General features: G+C 55.8%; 18 protein-coding genes and 2 pseudogenes. 7 read left to right on the forward strand and 13 right to left on the reverse strand.

The window, feature by feature from the left end:
- Nucleotides 1–10 precede the first annotated feature (10 nt).
- Both QZH45_RS16220 and QZH45_RS16225 read left to right on the forward strand, forming a co-directional pair.
- Nucleotides 11–1,357 carry an aspartate aminotransferase family protein gene (locus tag QZH45_RS16220; RefSeq protein ID WP_108215549.1) on the forward strand — a complete coding sequence of 449 codons (1,347 nt, stop codon included), beginning with the start codon at nucleotides 11–13 and terminating at the stop codon, nucleotides 1,355–1,357.
- An 86-nt stretch (nucleotides 1,358–1,443) separates the two neighbouring features.
- Nucleotides 1,444–2,940 (forward strand): CoA-acylating methylmalonate-semialdehyde dehydrogenase, encoded by a 1,497-nt coding sequence (locus QZH45_RS16225; protein ID WP_108215548.1) that lies wholly within the window; start codon nucleotides 1,444–1,446, stop codon nucleotides 2,938–2,940.
- Between the two features lie 54 nt (nucleotides 2,941–2,994).
- Here QZH45_RS16225 and QZH45_RS16230 read toward each other — a convergent pair whose 3' ends face one another.
- Nucleotides 2,995–3,870, reverse strand: a complete 876-nt coding sequence (locus tag QZH45_RS16230; RefSeq protein ID WP_108215547.1) for a LysR family transcriptional regulator — start codon at nucleotides 3,868–3,870, stop codon at nucleotides 2,995–2,997.
- 147 nt (nucleotides 3,871–4,017) lie between these two features.
- On the opposite strand from QZH45_RS16230, the gene QZH45_RS16235 reads away from it, so the two are divergent.
- The 3 genes and pseudogenes from QZH45_RS16235 to QZH45_RS16245 form a co-directional block, all read left to right on the forward strand.
- Entirely contained in the window at nucleotides 4,018–6,447 is a 2,430-nt protein-coding gene (locus tag QZH45_RS16235; protein ID WP_432783448.1) for an FAD-dependent oxidoreductase, read from the forward strand.
- Between the two features lie 60 nt (nucleotides 6,448–6,507).
- Nucleotides 6,508–7,425, forward strand: a complete 918-nt coding sequence (folD, locus tag QZH45_RS16240; protein WP_432783449.1) for a bifunctional methylenetetrahydrofolate dehydrogenase/methenyltetrahydrofolate cyclohydrolase FolD — start codon at nucleotides 6,508–6,510, stop codon at nucleotides 7,423–7,425.
- Between the two features lie 321 nt (nucleotides 7,426–7,746).
- Nucleotides 7,747–8,592 (forward strand): annotated as a pseudogene (locus QZH45_RS16245) (integrase); the annotation flags it as partial.
- Between the two features lie 543 nt (nucleotides 8,593–9,135).
- Here the strand turns inward: QZH45_RS16245 and QZH45_RS16250 are convergent.
- From QZH45_RS16250 to QZH45_RS16265, 4 genes are all read right to left on the reverse strand, one after another.
- Complete coding sequence (locus QZH45_RS16250; protein ID WP_432783450.1) at nucleotides 9,136–10,212, reverse strand: TniQ family protein; 1,077 nt, start codon at nucleotides 10,210–10,212, stop codon at nucleotides 9,136–9,138.
- Between the two features lie 82 nt (nucleotides 10,213–10,294).
- Nucleotides 10,295–11,218 (reverse strand): hypothetical protein, encoded by a 924-nt coding sequence (locus QZH45_RS16255; protein WP_432783451.1) that lies wholly within the window; start codon nucleotides 11,216–11,218, stop codon nucleotides 10,295–10,297.
- 125 nt (nucleotides 11,219–11,343) lie between these two features.
- Nucleotides 11,344–12,207 carry a TniB family NTP-binding protein gene (locus tag QZH45_RS16260; protein WP_432783452.1) on the reverse strand — a complete coding sequence of 288 codons (864 nt, stop codon included), beginning with the start codon at nucleotides 12,205–12,207 and terminating at the stop codon, nucleotides 11,344–11,346.
- Nucleotides 12,204–14,021 carry a transposase gene (locus QZH45_RS16265; RefSeq protein WP_432783454.1) on the reverse strand — a complete coding sequence of 606 codons (1,818 nt, stop codon included), beginning with the start codon at nucleotides 14,019–14,021 and terminating at the stop codon, nucleotides 12,204–12,206. The genes QZH45_RS16260 and QZH45_RS16265 overlap by 4 nt, the downstream gene beginning before the upstream one ends.
- A 320-nt stretch (nucleotides 14,022–14,341) precedes the next feature.
- On the opposite strand from QZH45_RS16265, the gene QZH45_RS16270 reads away from it, so the two are divergent.
- Complete coding sequence (locus tag QZH45_RS16270) at nucleotides 14,342–14,749, forward strand: hypothetical protein (RefSeq protein WP_053194004.1); 408 nt, start codon at nucleotides 14,342–14,344, stop codon at nucleotides 14,747–14,749.
- A 71-nt stretch (nucleotides 14,750–14,820) separates the two neighbouring features.
- Here QZH45_RS16270 and QZH45_RS16275 read toward each other — a convergent pair whose 3' ends face one another.
- The 4 genes from QZH45_RS16275 to QZH45_RS16290 form a co-directional block, all read right to left on the reverse strand.
- Complete coding sequence (locus QZH45_RS16275; protein ID WP_147460419.1) at nucleotides 14,821–15,036, reverse strand: hypothetical protein; 216 nt, start codon at nucleotides 15,034–15,036, stop codon at nucleotides 14,821–14,823.
- A 347-nt stretch (nucleotides 15,037–15,383) separates the two neighbouring features.
- A complete protein-coding gene (locus tag QZH45_RS16280) occupies nucleotides 15,384–15,710 on the reverse strand; it encodes an AtuA-related protein (protein WP_053194006.1) in 327 nt (108 codons plus the stop codon).
- Nucleotides 15,710–17,071 (reverse strand): acyclic terpene utilization AtuA family protein, encoded by a 1,362-nt coding sequence (locus QZH45_RS16285; RefSeq protein WP_053194007.1) that lies wholly within the window; start codon nucleotides 17,069–17,071, stop codon nucleotides 15,710–15,712. The genes QZH45_RS16280 and QZH45_RS16285 overlap by 1 nt, the downstream gene beginning before the upstream one ends.
- Nucleotides 17,072–18,364, reverse strand: coding sequence for a CitMHS family transporter (locus tag QZH45_RS16290; protein ID WP_024777079.1), 1,293 nt, complete (start codon nucleotides 18,362–18,364; stop codon nucleotides 17,072–17,074).
- A gap of 131 nt (nucleotides 18,365–18,495) precedes the next feature.
- On the opposite strand from QZH45_RS16290, the gene QZH45_RS16295 reads away from it, so the two are divergent.
- Nucleotides 18,496–19,392 carry a LysR family transcriptional regulator gene (locus QZH45_RS16295; protein WP_053194009.1) on the forward strand — a complete coding sequence of 299 codons (897 nt, stop codon included), beginning with the start codon at nucleotides 18,496–18,498 and terminating at the stop codon, nucleotides 19,390–19,392.
- Between the two features lie 11 nt (nucleotides 19,393–19,403).
- On the opposite strand, the gene QZH45_RS16300 is transcribed toward QZH45_RS16295, so the two are convergent.
- From QZH45_RS16300 to QZH45_RS16315, 4 genes and pseudogenes are all read right to left on the reverse strand, one after another.
- Nucleotides 19,404–20,267 carry a methyl-accepting chemotaxis protein gene (locus QZH45_RS16300; protein WP_392397810.1) on the reverse strand — a complete coding sequence of 288 codons (864 nt, stop codon included), beginning with the start codon at nucleotides 20,265–20,267 and terminating at the stop codon, nucleotides 19,404–19,406.
- A pseudogene (locus QZH45_RS16305) lies at nucleotides 20,262–21,362 on the reverse strand (HAMP domain-containing protein); the annotation flags it as partial. The gene QZH45_RS16300 and the pseudogene QZH45_RS16305, both read right to left, overlap by 6 nt.
- A gap of 65 nt (nucleotides 21,363–21,427) precedes the next feature.
- Entirely contained in the window at nucleotides 21,428–23,824 is a 2,397-nt protein-coding gene (locus QZH45_RS16310; protein WP_237140502.1) for an efflux RND transporter permease subunit, read from the reverse strand.
- Between the two features lie 95 nt (nucleotides 23,825–23,919).
- Entirely contained in the window at nucleotides 23,920–24,999 is a 1,080-nt protein-coding gene (locus tag QZH45_RS16315) for a WD40/YVTN/BNR-like repeat-containing protein (RefSeq protein ID WP_053194012.1), read from the reverse strand.
- Nucleotides 25,000–25,054: the final 55 nt, after the last annotated feature.

A 25,054-nucleotide genomic window follows, 5' to 3' on the forward strand; every position in this document is an offset into this window, starting at 1 on the left:
ACCACTGCTCATGAACACACAACAGGCTCACGAACTTCCCTTGGCCAGCCAGCTGAAACTGGATTCACACTGGATGCCGTTCTCCTCGAATCGCAACTTTCAGCGTGACCCAAGGTTCATCGTTTCTGCGCAAGGCAGCTGGCTGACAGACTCCGAAGGCAGAAAGGTCTACGACAGTCTGTCAGGCCTGTGGACCTGCGGCGCAGGCCATTCGCGCAAGGAAATCCAGGAAGCCGTCGCCCGCCAGTTGGGCACGCTTGATTACTCGCCAGCGTTTCAATATGGCCACCCGTTATCGTTCATGTTGTCCGAGCGCGTCGCTGACCTCATGCCCGGCGACCTGAACCATGTGTTCTATACCAACTCGGGCTCCGAGTGCGCGGACACCGCGGTCAAAATGGCCCGGGCGTACTGGCGCCTCAAGGGTCAGTCGACCAAGACCAAAATGATCGGCCGAGCACGCGGCTACCACGGCGTGAACATCGCGGGCACGAGCCTGGGTGGCATCGGGGGCAACCGCAAGATGTTCGGTCAACTGATGGATGTCGACCACCTGCCCCACACGTTACAGCCGGGAATGGCCTTCACCAAAGGCATGGCAGAAACTGGTGGTGTGGAACTGGCAAATGAGTTGCTGAAGCTCATTGAGCTGCATGATGCGACGAACATTGCAGCCGTTATTGTCGAGCCTATGTCGGGCTCCGCAGGTGCCATCGTGCCTCCCAAAGGTTACTTGCAGCGCCTTCGCGAGATCTGCACGCAGCACAATATTCTGTTGATCTTTGACGAAGTGATCACCGGGTTCGGGCGGATGGGCACCTGGAGCGGCGCGGAGTACTTCGGCGTGAAGCCGGACATCATGAACGTGGCCAAGCAGATCACCAATGGTGCCATTCCAATGGGCGCCGTGATCGCTTCCAGTGAGATCTACCAAACCTTCATGAATCAGACGAGTCCGGAATACGCGGTCGAATTTGGCCATGGCTACACCTACTCGGCGCACCCGGTTGCCTGCGCTGCGGCCCTCGCAACACTGGATCTGCTGGAGAAGGAAAACCTCATCCAGCAATCAGCTGATCTGGCACCGCATTTCGAACGCACATTGCACGGTGTCAAGGGCGCAAAACACATCGTTGACATCAGGAACTGCGGCCTCGCAGGCGCTATTCAAATTGCACCCCGCGAAGGGGATGCAATTGTTCGTCCGTTCGAGGCGGGCATGGCGCTTTGGAAAGCGGGGTTCTACGTGCGCTTCGGTGGCGACACCCTTCAGTTCGGGCCGACCTTCAACGCTAAACCTGAAGATCTTGACCGCATGTTTGATGCCGTCGGGGAAGCCTTGAACCACATCGATTAACGCAACAACGTGCAGGCAAACCACCCGTGCTGGCGGGTCAACGCCGCCAGCATCACTTCTATTTTCAATCTTGCAGGTCTTCATCCATGAGCATCATTCAACACCTGATCAACGGCGAGCATATCGCCACCACCGGCCGCACCGCGGACGTGTTCAACCCTTCCACGGGTGAGGTTATCCATCAGGTCTCACTCGCGGATCGCGCCGCCGTTCAACACGCCATTGACGTTGCGACAGCCGCCTTTCCTGCATGGCGCAAGACTCCGGCCGCCAAGCGCGCTCAGGTCATGTTTCGTTTCAAGCAGTTGCTGGAGCAGAACGAAGCCAAAATCGCCCGGATGATCAGCGAAGAGCACGGCAAAACCATTGAAGATGCCACTGGGGAACTCAAACGAGGTATCGAGAACGTCGAGTTTGCGTGCGCGGCCCCTGAAATCCTGAAAGGTGAGTTCAGCCGCAACGCGGGCCCGAACATCGATGCCTGGAGTGACTTCCAACCTGTCGGAGTTGTGGCTGGTATTACGCCGTTCAACTTTCCGGCGATGGTTCCACTCTGGATGTATCCGTTAGCCATCGTCTGCGGCAACTGCTTCATCCTCAAGCCTTCGGAGCGCGACCCAAGCTCTACCCTTTACATTGCAGAGTTGCTGATAGAAGCGGGTTTGCCTAAAGGGGTGATGAGCGTGGTTCACGGCGACAAAGAAGCGGTCGATGCTTTGATCGAGGCGCCGGAAGTGAAAGCATTGAGCTTCGTAGGGTCGACGCCAATCGCTGAATACATCTACGCCGAAGGCACCAAACGCGGCAAGCGTGTCCAGGCCTTGGGCGGCGCAAAAAACCATGCTGTGCTGATGCCGGACGCTGACCTGAACAATGCCGTTAGCGCCCTGATGGGCGCGGCTTACGGTTCCTGCGGCGAACGCTGCATGGCGATTTCCGTCGCCGTTTGTGTGGGCGACCAAATCGCCGATGCACTGATCGATAAACTGGTACCGCAGATCCAGGCGCTGAAAATTGGCGCCGGCACATCCTGTGGCCTCGACATGGGACCACTGATCACTGGCGCCCACCGGGACAAAGTGAAGGGTTACGTGGACGAAGGTGTTGAATCCGGGGCCGAGTTGGTCGTCGATGGCCGTGGGCTTCAGGTGACCAACAACGAAAACGGCTTCTTCCTGGGTGGATGCCTGTTCGACCGCGTGACGCCTGAAATGCGCATCTACAAGGAAGAGATTTTCGGCCCGGTTCTCTGCATCGTGCGCGTAGCGAGCCTTGAACAAGCCATGCAACTCATCAACGATCACGAGTACGGCAACGGTACTTGCATCTTCACTCGCGACGGTGAAGCTGCGCGCTTGTTCTGTGACGAGATCGAAGTCGGCATGGTGGGTGTGAACGTTCCGCTACCGGTTCCGGTGGCGTACCACAGCTTCGGCGGCTGGAAGCGCTCGCTGTTTGGCGATCTTCATGCGTATGGTCCGGATGGTGTTCGTTTCTACACGCGTCGTAAGGCGATTACTCAGCGCTGGCCTCAGCGTGCCAGCCATGAGGCTGCACAGTTCGCGTTTCCGAGTAACAGCTAAGGGAAAGGAGCCCGCCTGTGGCGGGCTCCTGACTCCTCACCCAGTCCGCAGAGATTAACGAAGCTCTGACTCCAGCCAAGTGCAAAAGGCCTGTGCAGCCCCAGACAGCGGCTTGTTATGTGGCTTCAGCAAGTAGAACCCGGCAAGGCACTCAATGCTCTGATCGAGCGGCGACACGAGCTGTCCACGCAGCCTGGATTTCTCCACGAGTTCCTCGTTAAGCAGACACACGCCTGCGTTTTCAATCGCCATGCTCGCCGCGATTGCGTAGCTGTCGACGTAGAAACGCTGATAGTTTTCTGCCTCGCCTTGCGGGTAAGTAGCCAGCCAGTCGCTCCAGCCATTGGGTGTGCCCAACACATCGATCAAGGGCAGGCTGAGCAATCCCCCGGCACTTCGAAGTTTGGCAGCAACGTCCAGTGAGCAATACGGCTTCAGCTCAGTCGAGAGCAGCTGCTGGATGTCGTACTGCTGCCAGTTTCCCGCACCGTAGCGAATCTCCAGCTCTGCGCTGGAAGGTGGAGCATCCGCCTCCCAGTTAACGCCGTACATGCGAAGAGAAATTTGCGGATACAGCTCAGCGAACCGCTCCATACGGGGGGCGAGCCACAACTGCGCAAAGGAGTTGTTGACGCTCAATTCAAGTACGCCTTGGGCGACCGAGCTGAAGATGTTGTTCATCCCTTGGTGCATATGCCAAAGGCCTTCCCGGACCACTGCCAAATACGCCCGCCCCGATACGGTCAGCTGGATCGAACGTGTTTGCCTCAGGAATAGCGCCTTGCCAAGTTTGTGCTCGAGCAATTTTATCTGCTGGCTCACCGCAGACTGGCTCATGTTCAGTTCAATCGCCGCAGCCGAAAAGCTTAAATGTCGCCCTACTGATTCAAACGTCCGAAGCCAGTTGAGCTGAAGATTGGTCAACGACATCGCGGCACCCCGGCATAAGCCCTACTTATAAATGACACTGGTATACATCGTTTGTAGAGCCATCTCAAGCGCCTTAGCATCGAATCCAGACGCCCGGAGCCCCGGCGAATCATGTCTCCAATAGACCCGTCAAAGGATCCCCCCGAGATGAAATCGGAAGCCAAAGTTTTAGTGATCGGTGGTGGTATTACCGGTGTGAGCACGCTTTACCATCTGGCCAAATCCGGCTGGACGGATGTCATGCTGGTGGAGAAGCTTGAACTGACATCTGGATCGACCTGGCACGCCGCGGGCAACCTTCCTTCGTTCAGCACCAGCCTGAACATCATGAAGCTTCAGAAAAACAGCATCGAGCTGTATCAACAACTCGCAGAACAGACGGGGCAATCGGTCGGTCACCACCAAACAGGTTCGATCCGGCTCGCGCATACCAAGGAACGTCTGGATGAGTTCAAACGGGTCGCAGGCCTGGCCACGCTTGCCGGTTTGAATGGCGTCGAAGTGGTCGACAATGAGCGCCTGAAGGAACTGCATCCCTTCCTGGACACCACCGGGTTGCTGGGAGGGCTTTGGGACCCGTATGACGGTCATATAGATCCGACCAGCGTGACCAACGCCATGGCTCAATTGGCCCGTGGTTACGGCGCTACCATTGTTCGGCACAATCCGGTTACCGCGATTACTCAACTCGCCGACAAAAAATGGGAAGTGACCACCGAACAAGGCGTCATTCACGCAGACATTATCGTGAACGCCGCAGGTTTCAGGGCTAATGAAGTGGCCGCGATGATCGGCCATCAGTTCCCTATCTGCTCCCTGGAACATCAGTATCTGGTCACCGACAATATTCCAGCCTTGGTGGACAGACCCCACCACCTTCCCCTGCTTCGCGATCCGGATATTTCCTACTACCTTCGCCAGGAGGGCAAGGGGCTGATCCTTGGCCCGTACGAGCGAGAGCCGGTGGCCTGGGCAGTCGATGGGGTTCCAGCGACATTCGGGCAGGAACTGCTGCAACCGGAGCTGAACCGTCTCGAAGAAATCATCGGTGCAGCGATGGAACAGGTGGGAATTATCGGTGACGGCGGGATCAAGACAGTGGTCAATGGCCCTATCGTGTACACCCCGGATGGCCTTCCCCTGCTCGGGCCCGTGCATGGCTACGACAACTACTTCGCTTGCGCAGGGTTCAGTTTCGGGATCACTCAGGGTGGCGGCGCTGGCCGTTACCTTGCTCAGTGGATCATCGACGGCCACCCTGAGGTTGAGCTTTGGGAGCTGGATTCCCGCCGCTTTGGCAGCTACGCGAACCTTTCCTACACCGTCACCAAATCGCTTGAGCTGTACGCCAACGAATACCAACTAAGTTGCCCGAACGAATACGCGATGCGCCCGGCGTGTCGCGAGGTCAAGACCACGCCAATTTACGAAATCCTTAAACACAAGAATGCCGTGTTCGGCGCTTATTACGGCTGGGAGCGTGCCAGCTGGTTTGCACAATCTGCCAATGCCCCTGTCGAGAACTTCAGCTACAGCCGGGGCAATTGGGATGCCGCAGTTCGGTCGGAATGTGAAGCGGTGCAAAATCGCGTGGGTATCCTCGACCTGAGCGCCTTCACAAAATTCGAGATTTCTGGAAAGGATGCTCGCTCATTTCTGGATCGGATCAGCCCCAACCAGGTTCCTGCCAAATGTGGGGATGTAGCTCTCGCCCATGTACTTACCCCATCAGGAAGCGTGGCGTGGGAGTTCTCCATGACCCTCCTGGAAAGCGGCGCGTTTTACCTGATGTGCCCGGCGGCTTGTGAGCTGCTGATTGAAGATTGGCTGCGACAACGGGCAGCGAGATACGCGAATATCTCCATCGCGAATATCACCAGGGACTGGGGCACACTCATCCTGGCGGGCCCTAGAGCACGAGAAGTGCTTTCCAAACTCACCGACACCGATCTGAGTAATGAAGCATTCCCCTGGTTTACCGGCCAGGAGATCCAGGTCGTTGGCGCTCCCGTACGCGCGTTGCGGATGAACTTTGTCGGCGAATTGGGATGGGAACTCCACCATCCACTCCAACACCAGCAAGCACTTTACGAAGCACTCGTTTGGGCGGGTGAAGCGCATGGAATCGTCGACTTCGGGCTACGGGCGATGGACTCGATGCGCATCGAAAAGGGCTATCAAATCTGGGGCCGCGAACTGACAACAGAGTACTCGGCGCTGGCTGCCAACATGGGCTACTTCATCAAGACCGATAAGGGCGATTTTGAAGGGCGTGCGGCAGTGCTGGCAGAAAAAGAGAAGCCGAGTACCCATCGTCTCGTACTGATGGAAGTGCAAGCGGGCCTTGCTGATGCATTGGGTAGCGAGCCAATTTTCCATCAAGGGAAACTGGTAGGGCTTACGACATCAGGAGCCTTTGGTTATCGCGTTAATAAGAGTTTGGCCATGGGCTTTATCAAGCGCGAACTGGCGTCCCTGGATACTGAACTCACCATCACAATTCTGGGTGAAGAATGCTCCGCGAAAGTCATTCGTGGGTGCCTTTACGATCCTAAAGGCGAACGCCTTAAATCTTGATTATGCAGCTGCCTTCAAGAACGTGGAGGCAGCTTTCTGACCGCTAATGGGTAGGACGAAATGACCACTACACAACCTTTGGATAACGCGCCCAATGCAGAGGCCTCCATAATCGATGGGAAGGCGTTTGCCGAAATCTTGCGCAAGAATGTTGCCGTCGGTGCGAGGGCCTTCAGGGAGAAACGCGGCAGAGCACCAGGGCTGGCTGTCGTACTAGTCGGGAGCGATCCTGCCAGCCAGGTTTACGTGAAAACCAAAATGAAAAAGGCGCTTGAGTCCGGGATTGACTCCTTCCCTCACCTACTCGAAAGCGACACGTCCGAAGCGGACCTGCTGAACCTGATCGATAAGCTGAACAATGACCGCTATGTGCACGGGATTTTGGTGCAGCTTCCGCTGCCCGCCCATATCGATGAATCGAAGGTTATTGCGGCCATAAATCCGGCCAAAGATGTCGACGGTTTCCATCCGATCAACGTGGGTCTGCTGGGTCAGGGTAAAGCCAAACTAATCCCCTGTACGCCTCTCGGATGCCTGATGATGTTGAAGGATCAGATCGGTGACCTCAGTGGCAAAAAAGCGGTAATTGTCGGCAGGTCTAACATCGTTGGAAAGCCAATGGCGAATTTGCTCTTGCAGGAAAACTGCACGGTCACGATTGTGCATTCCCGAACGCAAGATCTCATCGCTGAATGTCGTCAGGCCGACATCCTGGTGGTAGCGATTGGACGGGCGGAATTTATTGATGCAAGGTCGATCAAGCCCGGTGCTGTGGTCATTGACGTTGGCATCAACAGAGTCGAAAAGAATGGTGTTTCGGTACTGGTTGGTGACGTCGATTTCAACTCTGCCAAGGAAATCGCCGCGGCCATGACTCCTGTTCCAGGAGGCGTTGGTCCAATGACCGTAGCATGTTTGATGAGAAATACGCTGGCAGCGGCAGAGGCGATTGAAAGCAATGCTGCGGCTCGCTACTGATAGTGCGGAGCGCTCAGACTTGATCTGACAGTTAGCGGACCTCCAGTCGTGCCTGTCAGATCGAGCTTTGCTAATCACTGCTGTTTGCCAGACTCACCGTCCATCAAAAGAAGTCCTTACATCTCTGGTGCCACAGGCTGCTATCGGCCCAGAGTGTGTAAAAACGCCTACGCTTACGATATCTTGAAAATCGCACAGTTCCGCTCCAGCAATCCCAGATCCAGCTATATTAGGTCTGATAATAGAATGTTATCCGCCGTTATTTCCGAAGACGGAAATTTCAGTCTGATGAACGTACTGAATAACACCGATTAGTTAGCGCTGGTCGAGGCAACGCCGCTGGACCTGCAGCCCTTGGCGATTCATGCCCAGCAGGCTGCTGCGGCGTTCATCGCGGTCGGCACGGCGGCCAACACGTTACGCAGCTACCGCAGTGCCCTCGCCTACGGGTCGGCCTACCTGCAACTGCGTTATGGCCAAGCGCTGGGCGACGCACCTCTTCCCGCTACCCTGCCACTCCAATTCATCTTCGATCATTAGGCCTGTCCGCGAGAAAACTGTACGTGGGCGCACTTGCTGCCGCTGCCGCTGGCGATCGACGCCGCTCTGCTCACCGCCCGGGTTAAGGGCGGACTGGGGCACTAGCCTTCAACACAGTCAGTTACTTCCTTTCGGTGATCGGTAAATGGCATCGGCTCAACGGCTGGTACAATGCATGCGAGGAAACAGCGCTGAAAACCTTGCTGCGCGACGCGCCCAAGGCGCGCCAACGCGTGGTGGTGCACTAGAAAAGCGCGACGGTGCTCGAGCCGTCGCAGGTGCTGCTGTCCACCTGCGACGACGGCGCGCGTGATCGTGCCCTGCTCCTGCGGGCCTGGGGTGACGGCGGGCGCCGGCGTTCCGAGGTGGTGCCCACTGGATACCGACACTTTGTTGAACGCCTTGGGCTCGACCAAAACTGACACCGTCGGGGTGCGCCGCGAGAAGCCGTTGCGCGGGCCGGCGGCACACGCCCTTACCGCTTGGTTGGCCGCGGCACCAGCCACAGAGGACCTACTGTTTCGCCGGATGTATAAAGGTGGGAAGGTCTCCACTGGCGGTCTGTCGAGCGACCAAGTAGCGCGCATTGTTCAGCGCCGAGCGCAATTGGCCGGATTGGAAGGCGATTGAGCGGCGCACACTCTGCGCTCGGGCTCCGTGACCGAGGACGGCGCCAGGCCGGATCGCTGCTCAGCAACCGTGCTACTGAATTGCTGTCGGACAAAGACACTTCAGACACTGAGTAAATTGTCGGCGTCTCTAGTATAGAGCCCCCGCAGGTTATCCCGGAGCAGACGACGCACGTGGAGAGACGGCAATAGATGTAGAGGTTACAGCTCTGCCAGTTACAATATTTAGCCCACGTAATAAATCAGCTGTTTGGTCTCAGCACTTAAAACTGATTGAGCTGGCAATCGCCATGCATCGCGCCAATTGCAACATGAAACTTGACTACCACGCCGCAAAAAAATCAACAAGCGACACCAACCACTCCCCCCCGGACATCTATTCCCATAAAATCCCTCACCCAAATGTCAGGATATATACGCTATTTAATAACCGCCAACCATATATGATTAAATGAAAAGCATAATTACCTGATTTTTCAATCAAAAGCGGATATCTCAGTCTTGATGTACTTAAATCGCTGCACACCTCAGTAGAGGTAGATTAGTAACCTTCAGCGAACCTACTTTTCATAATATTCTCATAAGAAAAACTTCGGACATGTTTAGAAAGGCCGGCTAAAAATAACCGTATATGCCTAAGGAAGGCTTCCGAACTACCGCATAATTGATGACGTGCCAATATTTGAAAGTCCATAATCCACAACGCATGAAAGAGCTCACCTATTCCTTTGATATCTACGTCACGTATAGTAAATGGAACAATAAAGGAATCAGTAAAATCCGACAAGGACTGAGATGGTGAAACACCCAAGATTAGGCCAATCAAAAGAAGCGCAAATACTCTGGCGAACACATCACAATCTTCACAGCCTGCACGCAAGGCGGAATCTTGATCAGGAAACCTCGACAATGGCATTTTGTACTCTCTGAATCGTCCAATGCCGTAATACACGCCAGGCCTACGAGGATACAAAACATGATTAAATACAAAAGCACAAAAACTCAAGACGTCTACACTGTCAAACTTAATCTGAGACCCATAGATTTCCACGCGATCCTCTTTATGTGCACGTCTGATAAGATTCTGAGTTTTCAATGCGAAGCGTATAGCCTTACTGCCAATTGAATTATATACCAGCGGGAGTTGCAGATTCCTACAGGACTCATCATGCCGGCCCCACTCAGCCGAATTTGAAAAAGCTGACCAAGCTTTATCAAATTCAAAGTCCAATTGATCCATACGAGTCAATACGATTTTGTGTATTGGGCAAATGGGTGCATATAAATAACACCACGATTTTCTCCAGCAAGGTAGACCGCCTGCGACTATATCTGACTTCAAACATTCCAAGCAATATACTTGCCGCTCACGACAAGGTAACAGCCACATGCACTCCGGCCGGAAGTACCATATAAGCTGATTTGCATCAAACGAATACCTCGCAGCGAACTTGGCCAGCCCCATCACTGAAAAATCGTAGTCCCGCGTGGAATCAAAACACTCCATTACTTCATCAACGTGAATGGGACGAGGGAGATGTTGCTTCATTGATGCTCTATAAATCCAAGAGGAGAAGCATTCATCGGGTTCACATTTTGGATAGCCATTGATTTTCATGTCTCGAATACTCAATATAATCAATAACCAGGTGGTGATTTATCGAAAATAACACGGACTACATAATTGCCAAGTCGAACGCTCATAGCGTAATTATCCTTTTGATGCCAGGTTCAATTCGAACCTGAACTGAAATGGAACGTTCAAATCCATTCAAAAACAATCTAAAATTGTGAGGTATTTCATCCCCGACCGTGCCAAACAAACGGCCTACATCAAGATACTCCTGGACCGTGAATAGCTTTAAAAACTCATAACCAAACAAGTAAGGGTTGTTCGGAAATTCAACCCCAACTGAGCGAAGCTTTTTGATAACAAGAGCCATTTCACCATCGGGGATCAGGTCTAAGATCCAGCCGGCGATGAGCAACGCGATGAATCGCTCTCTGGGCAAACTTTCTCCAGGTCCCTCTAAAAGGATGTCGTAAAGTTCGGCATTTACAGAAGCATGTCGCCTTTTTTTGTACCCCGCCAAATAAATCGCGTATCCCGCTGGGTGATGAAACGTGAGCACCTTTAATGATAAAATATAGAGCGCCTCAAGAAAATTGCACAGCGAGCCAATACTGGTATTTCGACGATAATTTATTAGCCATCTGCACAGTCGATTGGCTACGCAAGCTCTCAACCGAAGAAATAACGGTGCATCCCATCGCTGGATGGATTTTTCCTGCTGGATGAACTCACTGAAACAGTTCCACGCTTTTGCCAGTGAGGGCCTAACGGAACCTATCGAAAGTTCTACCATGTGCTCAGCACAATTGATTGAGAAAGAATAGCACCAGCTTTTTCTCCAGCTAGGCAACCGTCCTTGAGCTATGTCTCTTTCAATACAAAGCGCACAAAAATGCAATCTATTTTTCCAAGGCGTAAAATCTTTAGCTGTAGGCTTGAAAAAAAGCCATGCCCTGTCCGCGTCTATCCGCAAGATCTGACACACTGAAGCAAAAAAAAATGAGGAACGATCAAAGTCTGGATCTTCGGTTAGTACGCGGTCCGGATTCAATAAATGGAAACCATGAACACTTTTGAGATACGCGTCTAATTCCGGCAAACATTTAGAGCAACGATACACCCAAGATGTGAATGTTTCGTCACACCCAGGCTTTATTAATCCAGAGAATATTCGCATCAGTACAACCAAGGGTTAGCAATCGTTTTAGACAATGCCTCTATATCGATATGTTCTTTTCCCGACTTTATAGTATATGCTGCAGCATTCTGGATCAGTTCAATCACACTATCCATCCTGCCGCCAGTTGCAATCAGAATCGCTTGCATTAATTCTTCTTGGTACAAAAATGAGGGCTCTCTCAAAGGAATCCATTCCTCCAGTTCAAACAAGAAGGATCTAAAATCAGGGGCTTCTTCCCAATCTTTCAACTGATACTGATAAAACCTGCGCTTGAATTCATTATTAAAATTCAACGCAGTCGATGCCGCCGCGGTTCCAAATGCAATTATAGAAACACCAAATTCTTGGCCTGAAAGCCGCTTTAGCATTGACAGCGTCAAACGCTGATCAGTTTTATTGCGTAGTAATGCATCGTGCAGTTCGTCGATTACAATTCCCCATTTGTTCCTTAACCTTATGACTTCGGAAATCTCCCTCGGCAAATCCAGCCCTGACTTTCCAAATGAAGGTGTATCAATCGGAAGCCCCATTGCCTTGGCCAGTTCCATGCGAAAGTTTTTCTTGGTTTTTATCTCTGGATCTTCCGCCATAGAAACATAGACCAATCCTTCAGATTTTTTTATTCGACTCTTCATCTGGTTAATGATTGCTGTCTTCCCTGACCCACCTTCACCAACAACTAATAAACACGGCGCACTGATTCGCCCTCTCGCGTCTCCCATATTATTTATCATCTTGAAGATAGTTTCGGCGGGCTCATAATCAACCCAAACACCACGTTGGATTAGGGCGATCCTAACGTCATTCGCCAAGTGCGCTAAATTCCGGCGATCAGCTCTCAGATGAGTGTACTCATTCATTTTTCCGTATCCTCATTTACTCTGAATCGCGTCGGCGGTTTCGAGTAATCGGGTTTTTCTTTCGCACTGGGCTTCTTTTCTACCGATCCTAATCCTTGAAATCTTTGATATTCAGCTTGCGCGGCTTGCTGTCGAAGCGCGTTCTTTTTCTTTATAGCGCTATTTTTACAGAGCGTTTGATTATCACGCCGAAGCCCTACTGCCAATGGATCGTCAAGTGTTCCCGCACGGACGGGACTGCTGTAGAATTTAGAAGCTCGATACTCTTCATAAGTTAAATCCATCTCCATTAAATTCGAATAGCCCACCTTAGAGTAAGAACCATCTATTTTTATCCATATTTGCCGCATGCTGAAAGGATCATATTTTATCTGAACATTTTTTTGCCCGTAAAACGGCTTAAGTATTGGATCCCAATATAGCTTGCCGAATAGTAAAACCCCTTCCGGTTGAATTGTACGACTTTCCTCTGGCATAAAACGTAATTTGAATTGTAAGGGGTCGTCCACCAATGGGGGGAAAGGTGTCATGCCAGTGGGTTTAAAATAATCTTCCCAAGCACGTTTTGGAGATTTTTTCAGTTCAGAGTGAATAGTTGAGTGGTAAATATTCACTTCACGTGCAAACCAGACCGAAAAATCATAGAAAGTCATTGTCGCATTTTTTTCACTATCTGCCCCGCGGCGCGCTACGGCGTTAGACATGGTCGTCCCTTTCAATAGATGAACTTTAGAGATCATTAAAGTCCCTATCAGACGCTCTACATGCCCGCCAAAATGTTTTTTGCCAATGGGCCGCAATTTATGTTTGATGCCGACCCCATTACATGCATGAACGAAATTATTAGCTGTGAATTCCGCTGCATTATCCATATGAAGGAGCCTTGGAACTCCAAAGAATGGGTACACGAGATCCCCTAGGCCCAAGCGCTGGAGATAATCAGTCTTTGGGAAGACGGCATGCGTCAATGTGCAAGCTACTGATAACGAAGATGGCACATGGAGACTGAGGTAATATCCGAGAATAACTCTGGTGTGCACATCAATAGCAATAGTTAACCACGGCCGTCCTATTACATGTAAGCGGTCGTTGGACAAGAGCATCACATCAACCAGCGTATGGTCCATCTGTACAAATTCTAACGGTGTGTGTGTTTTGAGTTTTCCGCGGTAGCTGCCGAATTTGTCTCTTGCCGCCTCCGCTCCTTCCTTCGCCCGGAATAACTCCTCAGTTGACAACAGCATATTGATACGTGACCTCAGCGTACCTCTGGAGGGCAACTTCAAGTTGCGTTCAACACATAGGTTTTCCAACTCTCGATAGACCTGGCTGTAGGTGCAACCTTTGCCTTGGAACGTCGCCACAGCTTTCTTAATAACTTCTTCTAATTGCTCACTGAGCAGACGAGCCCCCTTTTGCCTACCACGATTATGGATCAACAGCGAATACACACCGACGTCTTCGTCATGCTGTTTCATCAATTTATACAGATGTGGCTTTGTTACCCCCAGCTGAATCGCAGCATTCGACAGAGTAATTTGTCTATTCTTCAGTTTCGATATAGTTTCAAATCGACGCCCTGCTTCTGAAAGACGCTCTTCAGAGATACTCTCTAATACTTCATCATTTTCAATAGGCAAGCCAGCAGAATCAGCGCTCTTGATAAACTCTATACTTTCCAAATGGACAATTTCAACTGCACCAGAAGAACTATATCGAATTTTTAAACTTATAGAATCAACAGCATCGCAGACAATTGCCAATTTTCCGTTGGCGATTACCTGTAGTCCTTTCTTAATCGTCACTGCCGACATGACAGCACCAATTCGCGCGATAGGTTAATTTCAGTCTAGTTGAAAATGATAAATTTTCCTGTTTTTTACTTTTTATTATCATTTTTTAGTGGCAAATGTTCTAACTTGTTGTTTTTTATAGTTATGTACACCTATCATTTTTAACTGTTTTCGACAATTGCCCCAGCGCTCACCGATTCCGACCAAGACAACTGACGAAGCTATCCAATCCCTTGAGACGCACCTCACACACCACAAGCCCAGCGCTTGTCCAACGCGAAAGTCCGTGCAAGCCTTGGGCAGCATCTGGAATCGTTTCCCCTTTGTCTGGACCACTCATCATGCCGCGTCTCTTACCCTTGGCTTTATTCCTCCTGGCCAGCCAGGCCATGGCGCACCCAGCCCTGAAGGACACCGAGCTCTACACCGAAAAAGCCAGCGACTGCCAGGATGTCGACCTGGCTACCTGGCAGCACCCAGCTCGAACCGTACTGGAGAGAAACGGCATCAAGCTGGAACGGGTTCAGCTATGTAATGGTGGGCGTTATCCGATCTTTCTGGGTGACGTCCCGTACGATCCTCAGGGTCAGACCAAGGATTTCTTTTACCCCTTGTATGAGCAACTGCGAAAGGCAAACGGCAAGTGGCCCTATGTACTGGTTGCCAGCAATTACGGCGAGATGGTGTACGTCAGCTATCCGGGGAGCGATTCGATCTCCCTGGCCTACGAAAACTTTGAGGCGCCTTAGCGCTGGCTGACTGCTCTTGGCAACGGTCTTATCCAGTCGCTGCCGTTCTACCCTGCCCCAGCCTATTGAATTCACTGGATTTTTGCTCGGGTGCATGCCGCTATCCAGACGTAAGCTTGCCAAGCTTGGTCTATAGATTTTCCATAGCCTTTAACCTCCCAGCATCGTAAAAGCGCCAACATAATGGCGTTATTTTTTCCATAATCATCGATATCTGAAAAAGTGACGTTTTCCCGACGGAAGGCATGGGTGCGCCATTGCTGGAGGTTCGAAGGAAGGATCATCATCCGCTTGTCATTGTTACTCGCTTAAGCCTTCCCGGGCTTAATGCAAGACACATCAATCGCATTGCTTCTATGGGAGCAACATCAGGATGATGACCGTTTACTTTATGGTTATGACCCTCTGCAGGGGCGACGAAGGCTGCGTGGATGTGCGAAAAACTGAGCCGACTTACCTCACTAAAGAGCTGTGCATGGCAAAAGCCAGGGACATAACACCTCGCAAAGGCGTGAAGTACAAATGTCGCAGCGAGCGGACGTGGGGGCCGAGCAAGGCACCCAGTGCCAATAGCTTGGACAGCGTTGTCTCGACCGACGTCAAGCAGCAGCCTTGAAGCGTGCAACAACCCGGCTCAACGGCTCGGTATATCCAAGTCCAGCAACGCCGCACCCAATGCCTTTCCATGGGCATCGAGTGCCAGCGAACGGGTAACACCACCGCGCAAGACACCGGGCAAGACGAAGTTCAGCGCGTGCACGCTAGGTAGCTCATAGCGTCGCACCGCCGGTCCTTGGATGGGCAGCAATTGAGCAAAATGTTCGGCCACCCGTTCCACCGTCAGCCATTCGCACAGACGTGGATAGTCTTCGGCATTGAAGGCGATCACGGAGATATTCGACGTATCGCCTTTGTCTCCCGTACGGGAATGGGCCAGGTCACGCAATTTAAGACGAGTCACTACACGTCCTCCAAATGAATCTGCACGCTGACAGCGTCCCGTGGCAGCAACAGCGACGCCACCGCCACCACTTGGCGCACCGATTTACTCGCTCCGCCGCCGCCGTAAGGACCGTTGGTGTAGAGGGTTTCCACTTCGTTTCCAATCCGCACGGCCTCGGCGCGATCGGTGCAACGGGCCGCGACCCGCAGGCGCACTTCCCAAGGCTCGCCGTCCAGTCGGGAACCCAACTCAGGGCCGTGCAAGGCATCGACGCCGATCAACTCTGCGCGGATTTCTTCATAGACCACGCCTGTCAGTTTCAAACGTTCCAGCACGATTTCCCGCGCCAATCTGCCTCGTGCCAAGGCTCCCGGTCCGCCATAGGACATCTGGCCTTCGCCGATCCAGCCGTCGAGATAACCCACTGACACTTTCAGCGATGAGGGGCGTTCCCGGCCATCGGCGCCCTGGACCTGTACCTGATTCGGTCCCTGGAGCGTAAACGACACCTCGGAAAAGTCCGCACTGACGTCTGGCGTGAGGTATGCGGCGGGGTCGTGCACTTCATAGATCATCTGTTCGGTGCAGGTCGCGGTATCGATGCGCCCGCCTGAGCCTGGGACTTTGCTGATCACTGCATGGCCCGTCGCGTCCACTTCGGCGAGGGGAAATCCCAGCCGCGCCAGGTCCGGCACATCCTTGAACCCAGGATCGGCAAAGTAGCCGCCACTGATCTGGCCTGCGCATTCGAGCAGATGGCCGACCAAGGTGCCGCGTCCTAATCGTGGCCAATCGTCCGTGGCCCAGCCGAACTCGAATATCTGTGGCGCGAGGAACAGCGACGGATCCGCCACTCGCCCAGTAATGACCACGTCAGCATCCGCCTTCAAGGCCTCGATGATGCCGTCCACGCCCAGGTACGCGTTGGCCGAAATCAGGCGTTCGCCCAATGAGGCCAGGGTGATGCCGTTGTCCAGTGTTTGCGTCGGATCGCCGAGCAGTGTGGTCAGCACATCGTCACCCGTTACGGCGACCACTTTGAGGCCCGACAAGCCAAGCTGCCCGGCAATGCGCCGCACTTCCCGCGCTGCGCCCAATGGGTTGGCAGCACCCATGTTGGTGATCACGCGCAAGCGCCGGCCCCGGCCATTGGCACCACGAGCGACAAAGGGCAGTACTCGACGCATGCGCTCGCTCAACAGTGGATCGAAGCCGGCCTGCGGATCGAGCAGACGCGCTTGCTGCGCCAGGGCAATGGTGCGTTCGGCCAGGCATTCGAACACCAGATAATCCAGCTCGCCGTGCTCGGCCAGCTCAATCGCCGGTTCGATGCGATCCCCGGAGTAACCGGCACCGGAGCCGATGCGTAAGGTTTTCATTCAAAAGACTCCAATGAGCAGCGCCGTCACCGTCATCAGCACCGAGGCGGCGAACAGATAAGGAATGGTGAAACGTTGATGATCGGCCAGTTCGACCTTGCAAAGTCCCACCAGCAAGAAGGTCGCCGGGGTCAGTGGGCTGACCGGGAAGCCGGTGGTGTGTACGCCCAGCAGGGACGCCTGGGCCACATGCAGCGGATCGACACCCAGGGCTCGGCCGACTTCGGCCACCACCGGCATTACGCCAAAATAGAAGGAATCGGGATCGAACAGCAGGCTCAGCGGCATGGAGATGAACCCCACGACCATCGGAATCAACTTGCCGTGCCCGGCAGGAATCTGTGCCACCGCCACCTCGGCCATGGCCTTGAGCATGCCGCTGCCTTGCATGATGCCGGTGAAGACCCCGGCAGCCAGGAGAATGCTGGCCATTGTCAGGGCGGTTTTCGCATGGGCGTCGATGCGTGCCCGTTGGGCGTCGACGTTGGGATAGTTGATGCACAGCGCCAGCACCGTGCCGAGCATGAACATCACCACCGGATCGACCACGCCAGCAATCATCACCCCCATCACCACCACGGTCAGGATCAGATTGACCCAGAACAGCCGTGGCTTGCGCAAAGCGCTCTCGGCCTCGGACAGAACCCGCTGCGGTATCACCTCCACCCCTGCCCCGGCGCCCAACCCCAGACGCTTTTCTTCGCGACGACCGAGGAACCAAGCGCAAGCAAAGACGAACGCCAGACCGATGATCTGCACCGGAATCAGCGGCTGGAACAAGTCGGCCACCGGCACGTGCAAGGCGGCCGATGAACGCAGCACCGGGCCGGTCCATGGCAGGAAGTTGACCCCGGCCGCCATTGCCGTGACGCAAGCCAGAATGCGTTTATCCATGCCCAGGCGCATGTACAACGGCAGCATGGCCGGAATGGTCACCAGGAACGTCACCGCACCGGAACCGTCCAGGTGCACCAGCAGCGCCAGCAGCGCGGTACCCATGACGATGCGCGTCGGACGGGTGCCGACGCGTTTCAAGATGCGGTCAATGATCGGGTCAAGCATGCCGGCGTCAGTCATGACGCCAAAGAACAGAATCGCGAACACGAACATCCCGACCACCGGGGCGACGTTCTTGATACCGGTGATGATGAACGCGCTGGTTTGCAGGCCAAAACCACCGATCAGTGCGGCGATGATCGGCAATGCGATCAGTGCAACCAGGGGGGACAGGCGTTTACTCATCACGCAGATGAGCAGACAGAGAATGGTGACGACACCGAGTATGGCGAGCATAGGTAGGTCCTGTTCGGCACTTCTGTCCGCCGTGGCGATGAAATGCGCTGTTGTTGTTTTCACCGAGTATTGGAATTGCCGTTATTCTTTGTAAATTGAAATGTTCGGCTGCCTGTATTCGGAAAAACAAAATGAAGAACTCGATCCAGCACATCCGCGCCTTCCTGGCCGTGGCGCAAACCGGCAATTTTGCCAAGGCTGCCGCGATGCTGAACCTCTCGCCTTCGGCCCTGACCGTACAGATTCAACAGTTGGAGGATTGGCTCGGCGTCGCGCTGCTCGAACGCAGCCCGCGTCATGTGGCGTTGACCAACGCCGGACAGAACAACCTGCTGCCCATGGAGAAACTGCTGCTGGACCTGGACAACATTGTCAGCGCTTCTCGGGACCTGGCAGCGTTGCGTCGAGGCGTGGTTACCATCGCCGCCCTGCCCTCGCTCTGCGCCGGTGCGCTACCGCCGCTGTTGAAACAGTTCCGTGAGAAATTTCCCGGGATAGAGGTACGCCTGCGGGACGTGGTGGCGCGCCGGATCGACACGTTGGTGCGCGACGGCGATGTGGATTTCGGCCTTGGGGTGCGGGCAAGGACGAGCCATGGGTTGGAATTTCAACCGGTGCTGGAGGATCGGTTGTGCCTGTTCATTCCAGCCGACCACCCCCTGGCCCGTCGACGTACGGTCAAGCTAAGCGAGTTGACGACGCAACCGATCATTCTTACTGGGCGCGACAGCAGCGTACGAGAGTTGGTGGAGCAGCTGTTCGCCGATGCCAACCTCCCACTCTTGCCGGGCCTCGAAGCCAATTACATGTCGACGGTCCTGGCGCTGGTGCGCCAGGGGCTGGGCGCAAGCCTGCTACCGGAGTCCGCGGACGAAGGTCGGGAGGAACTGGTCAAGATCCCCATGGATCATCCCGGCGTTACTCGCCAGATCGGCTTGATCACCCGCCAGAGCCAGACAATGGCGCCGGCAGCCGAGCAATTCATCGAGATGTCCAAAGGTTTTTTTGAGGAGATGGCGAGAGCCTGAGCAACCTGGCTTCAGGTCCGGAACTGGGCAACGGCCTCCCGCAGCTCGTGCTCCAGCCCGGCCAGATCTCCGCAAGCCTGGACCACTTGCTGATTCACCCCGACACAACGCTCGGCCTCATTGCGCACCTGCATGACATTGCGGCTGACCTCCTCGGCCACGATGCTCTGCTGCTCGGCGCTGGCGGCGTTCTGTTGGTTCATCTGCTCGATCAGCGACACCGCTCCAGTAATGCCGCCCAAGGCTGTGCTCACCTGATCAGCCAGGGTGACGGTATCCACCATCAGGCGCGCGCAGCCCTGGATCTGTCCGACGCTGTGTTGCGACAGATGCTGCAGTCCGACAATCAGCGTCTCGATCTCGCTGGTCGAGTCACGGGTTCGCCGTGCCAGCGCCCGCACCTCATCGGCGACCACGGCAAACCCCCGGCCCTGCTCTCCCGCCCGAGCGGCTTCGATGGCCGCGTTGAGTGCCAGCAGGTTGGTTTGTTCGGCAATTGAAGCAATCACGTCGGCGACCGTGCCGATGGTCTCTACCTGCCGCTGCAAGGACTCGATGGCTTGCTCGGAAAGTGCCATCTCCGCTGCCAGGCGATGGATCTGCTGGCTCGCCAGCTGCACGACCTGCTCACCACTGCGTGCCTGATGGTCGGCTTCGCCGGCGGCCTGGGAGGCCTGTTCGGCGTTGTGCGCCACTTGCGCAACCGTGCTGCTCATTTGCTGCATGGCGGTGGCTGCGTGTTCTGTCTCGACCCTTTGGCGTTGGGCCGCCCCGCTACTTTGGGCGCTGGCTGTGCTCAGGGTCCGGGTCGTTTGCCCCAATCCCTCGACACTCAGCCCGATACGCGCTACCAGCCGACGCAGATTGGTCGTCATCTCTCCAACCGCCGCCTTCAACTGACCCAGCTCATCCCTGCGCTTCGTGATGCCTTCGACCGCGTCACTCAGATCGCCCTGTGCAATCCGCCGGGCAATCTGCAGCGCCTCGCGTAGAGGGGCGACAATCAGATGGCGGATAACCAGAGATGCCAGCAACGCCAGGACAACGATAATCACCGCTCCCATTGCTTGCAGGCGCATCATCGAACTGCCCCGCTCGCCCATCTGCAATTGTCGATCGGCGGCGGCTTGTTCGACCTGGGTAAGCACGGCCTGGGCCTGGGAATCCATCTGCCCGGCCGTTTGCCTGCTCAGCGTCCGACTGTCCCGATAGCGCTGGAATGCCTTGCGATATTCGACCAGCGCCGCCCGTGCCGCCGCCAGGGACTCTTCGGAGTTCTCATCCACCCGGCCCTGGAGCAGCTCCAGCGCGTCACTCATTTCCTCCACTGTCTCGGTCCAGCCCTGGAGCGCCTCTGCTGCGCCCTCTTCCACATAGCGAAACTCCCGGTTGCGGGTGATCAGCAATTTTCGTTGCAGCGCCGAGGCCTGTTCGGCGAGGCTCAGCGGATCCCCTTCCAGAGCCTGGCCGCTGTTCAGTACACCGCGGATCTGGTCGTACATATCCAGTTCGACGGCCTCGAACTGCAGGCGGGCCTGTTCCGCCTGCTCCTGCATATGACGCAACGCATCCACCGCCAGGCGCTGATGATCGATGAAGTGTGCGAACTGACCTGCATAGCTATCGACGGATTGCTGCATGGCGGTCAGTACCGCCACATCCTCCCTCGATGCGCCGGTCTTCACTTTATCGAGTTGAGTGCCCAGTGCCTGAATCAAATCCCGGACCTGGCGCATTGCCGAAGGTTCGGGATCAAGTGCATAGGCTTTCTCAGCATTGCGCATCTGCAGCGTCAGGCGATTGATCTCCACCATGGCGCCGACCTGCCGACTGTGTGCCAATAGACTAGCGCTGGCATACAAGCCCTGGGCGATGGCGACCACCGCGAGCAAGGACACCAGGCCGAAACCGAGCAGCAGCTTCTGCCCCACCGAACAGTCGGCGAGCAGCCGGGCAGTTTTCTTCAGCATTATTCTTATCCTTATGCCTGAAGCAGATTGAGAGCACGCCTGAACACGGTCGCTGAATGACCCCGTCAGCCCTCCTCGACCGCCTGCAACGCGCCGCAGGCCTCAGGCTTTTTTGCGAACAACCTCTGCGGCAACAGGAAGTGAGCCAGCGCCGGTAACAGGATCAGGGCACCGAGCATGTTCACCAGGAACATGAACGCCAACAGGATGCCCATGTCGGCCTGAAACTTGATCGGTGACCAGGCCCAAGTCGCCACCGCGATGGCCAGGGTGATGCCGGTCAGCAGTACCACCTTGCCGGTGAACAACAAGGCGCGGTAATACGCCTCGGACAGCGAGGCGCCGGCACGCATGTGCGCCAGGATGATGCTCAACACATAGAGCGCGTAGTCGACACCGATGCCTACGCCGAGGGCGATCACCGGCAACGTCGCCACCTTGACGCCCATGCCGAGGCCAACCATCAGCGCCTCGCACAGGATCGACGTGAGTACCAGCGGCAGCACCGCGGCCAGTACCGCGCGCCAGGAGCGAAAGGTCACCCAGCACAGCAGGATCACCGCGCCGTAAACCCAGAACAGCATCTCGTGCATGGCCTTCTTCACCACGATATTGGTCGCTGCCTCGATCCCGGCGCTGCCGGCGGCCAGCATGAACTTCACCTCCGGCAGTTTCTGTTGCGCAATGAACGCTTCGCTGGTCTGCACCACTCGCTCCAGGGTGTCGGCCTTGTGGTCGGCCAGATACACGTAGAGCGAAAGCAGCGAACAGCCCTGGTTGAACAGTTCGCGTGGTGCCCGAGTCTGCACGGCGCCGAGGGCACCGTCGTTGGGGATCAACTCGTACCACTTGAAATTGCCCTCATTGTAACCGGCGGCAGCGACTTTACTCAGGGCAGCCATGGAGTTGGTGGATTCCACACCTGGCAACTGCTCCAGTTGCCAGGCCAGCGAATCGACCGCGGCCAGTGTCGGATAGCGTGTGCATTGGTCCTCCGGGGTTTTCACCATGACCACGAAGATGTCCGAACTGGCCGCGTAGTTTTGCGTCATGAACGCTGCATCACGGTTGTAGCGCGAGTCTGGTCGCAGCTCCGGGGCACCGGGATCCAGATCGCCGATCTTCAGGTGCAGGCTGACGGCAAACCCGCCTACCGCCAGGGCCACGCCGACCAGGCAGGCGGCAACGGCCCAGGAGCGTCGGGTAAAGAGGTCGAGAAAACTCCACAGCGGGTGCTTGACGTTCGCGGTCAACTCAGCGGTTTCCGCCCGCAGGCTGCGGGCAGCGGCCTTGGCACCGACGCCGATGTAGCTGAGCAGGATCGGCAGCAGGATCAGGTTGGTGAAGATCAGCACCGCCACGCCAATGCTGGCGGTGATCGCCAGGTCCTGGATCACCTGGATCTTGATCACGATCAGCACGGCGAAACCCACCGCATCGCAGAGCAGCGCGGTCATGCCGGCGGCGAACAGACGGCGGAAGGTGTAGCGTGCCGCGACGACCCGGTGGGTGCCACGGCCGATGTCCTGCATGATCCCGTTCATTTTCTGCGCACCGTGGCTCATGCCGATGGCGAATACCAGGAACGGAACCAGCGCCGAGTATGGGTCCAGATCGTAGCCGAGGGTGGCGAGCAGGCCGATCTGCCAGAGCACCGCCACCAGGGAGCAGAGCACCACCAATGCCGTGCTGCGTGCACAGCGGGTGTACCAATAGAGCACTGCCACGGTCACCAGCACGGCAACCGCGAAGAACAGCAAGACTTGCCCCAGCCCGGCGATCAGGTCACCGATGATCTTGGTGAAACCGGTGATGTGGATCTGGATACGCTCGTTCTGGTACTTGTCGCGCAAGGCTTCCAGTTGCCGTGAAAACTCACCGGCATCCAGTGCCTTGCCAGTCGCCGGGTTGATTTCCAGCAGCGGCACGAAAATCACACTGGACTGGAAGTTGCCGGCCACCAATTGGCCGATCTCACCGGAACGGGCAACGTTGGTCCGCACCTCATCCAGGCTGGCCGGCGAACCGTCGTAGCTGTCCGGAATCACCGTGCCGCCATCCAGGCCGTCCTCGGTCACGGCGGTCCAGCGCGTGGTCGGCGTCCACAGAGACTTCATGTAAGGCTTGTCGACACCTGGCAGCAGGTAGATCTCGTCGTTGAGCTTGGCGAGAGTATCGAGGTAATCCTTGTTGAAAATAGTGCCTTGCTTGACCGCCACGGCGACGCGGATCGAGTTGCCGAGGCCGCTCAACTCACTGCGCTGTTCGAGAAAGTTGGCCACGTAGGGATGGGAGGTCGGGATGGTCTTCTCGAAACTGGCATTGAGGCCGATCTTGCTGGCCTGATAACCCAGCACCAGGGTCACCAGCAGGCAGAGCAGCATGACCCAGGGCCGGTGGTTGAAGATCGCCCGCTCGCCGAGGTTGCCGGAACGCGGATCGAAATCCTCCAGGCGAGCCATCACCACTTGCTGTTCGAGGGAGGAATTATGGTCGTTCACATCGGACTCCAAATACGGCCGCATGGGCTGTGCAAATAGCGCTCTGGCAAGTAGGTTCAGCGCTGCGCCGAGGCAAGGGCTGGCTCGAGGCGGGTCAGCCCGCCCAGGCCGACGCAGATCAAGCTGCCATCGGGGGCCGCCACCAGACCGGCGATCGAGGTGCCGGTCGGACCGGAAAGATGCCGCAAGCGGCTTCCCCGACCGGAACTGAGCAGCAGGTCACCGGCCTGGCTGGCCAGGACCAGCGCTCCGTCCTTCAGTTGGGTGCCGGCGGACAAAGCCACCTCCAGGCCGGTTTCGATACGCCGCCAACTGTTCCCCTGGTCACCCGACCAGAAGGCGTTGCCGCGCAGGCCGAAGGCGATCAACTCGCCGCTGGCACTGCCTTGCAGACCAAAGAAACTGCCTTCATAGGGGGATTCGAGCGACTGGAAGCTGCGACCGTTGTCTTTGGAGCGCAGTAACAGACCCCGCTCACCGACGATGAACAGTTCGCCACCCATCGCCCGGATGCCATAGAGGTTGAGCCCCTCGGGGTTGTCCACCTGCTGCATCCATGGTTTCCAGGTTCCACCACCGTCCACGGTATGCAGGATCAGGCCATAGGCACCGACTACGTAGCCGTTGCGACGGTCGCTGAAGTACAGGTCGAGAAACGGCTTGTCCGGCCCGTCCGCGACCAGCCGTTCGGCGTCTTCGATACGCTGGGTGTCGTCGCCCTGTTGCGCGTCAACCAGCGCCAACTGCGCCGCAGCGACGCCATCGAGTTGCTTGACCCAGGTTTCGCCACCGTTGGTGCTGTGCAGCACCACGCCCATATGGCCGACGGCCCAGCCCTGCTCGTCATCGACGAACTGCACCGCCGTCAGGCTGACACTGACCGGCACCCGGGCCTGGCGCCAGCTCTTGCCGGAATCGTCAGAGAGCAGGACGATGCCGCGCTCGCCGACCGCCACGAGCCGTTCGCCTGCGCGAGTCACCGCCAGCAACGCGGCGTGCGTTGCCTTGGCACTTTGCAGTGCCGTCTGGTCGAGCAAGGCAATTCGTGGGCTGGCCGTTGTCCAGCCCGACATCAGCAAGACCGTCAGCGCCAGGACCACCGACGACGCCCGCCTGAGTGAAAAGTTACCGATCATATCCGCTCCAGCCACCACTCAAGAGTTATCCAAACCGAACGCGCCAGTGCCAGGG

It is taken from the genome of Pseudomonas corrugata (assembly GCF_050920615.1).
GTDB lineage: Bacteria > Pseudomonadota > Gammaproteobacteria > Pseudomonadales > Pseudomonadaceae > Aquipseudomonas > Aquipseudomonas corrugata.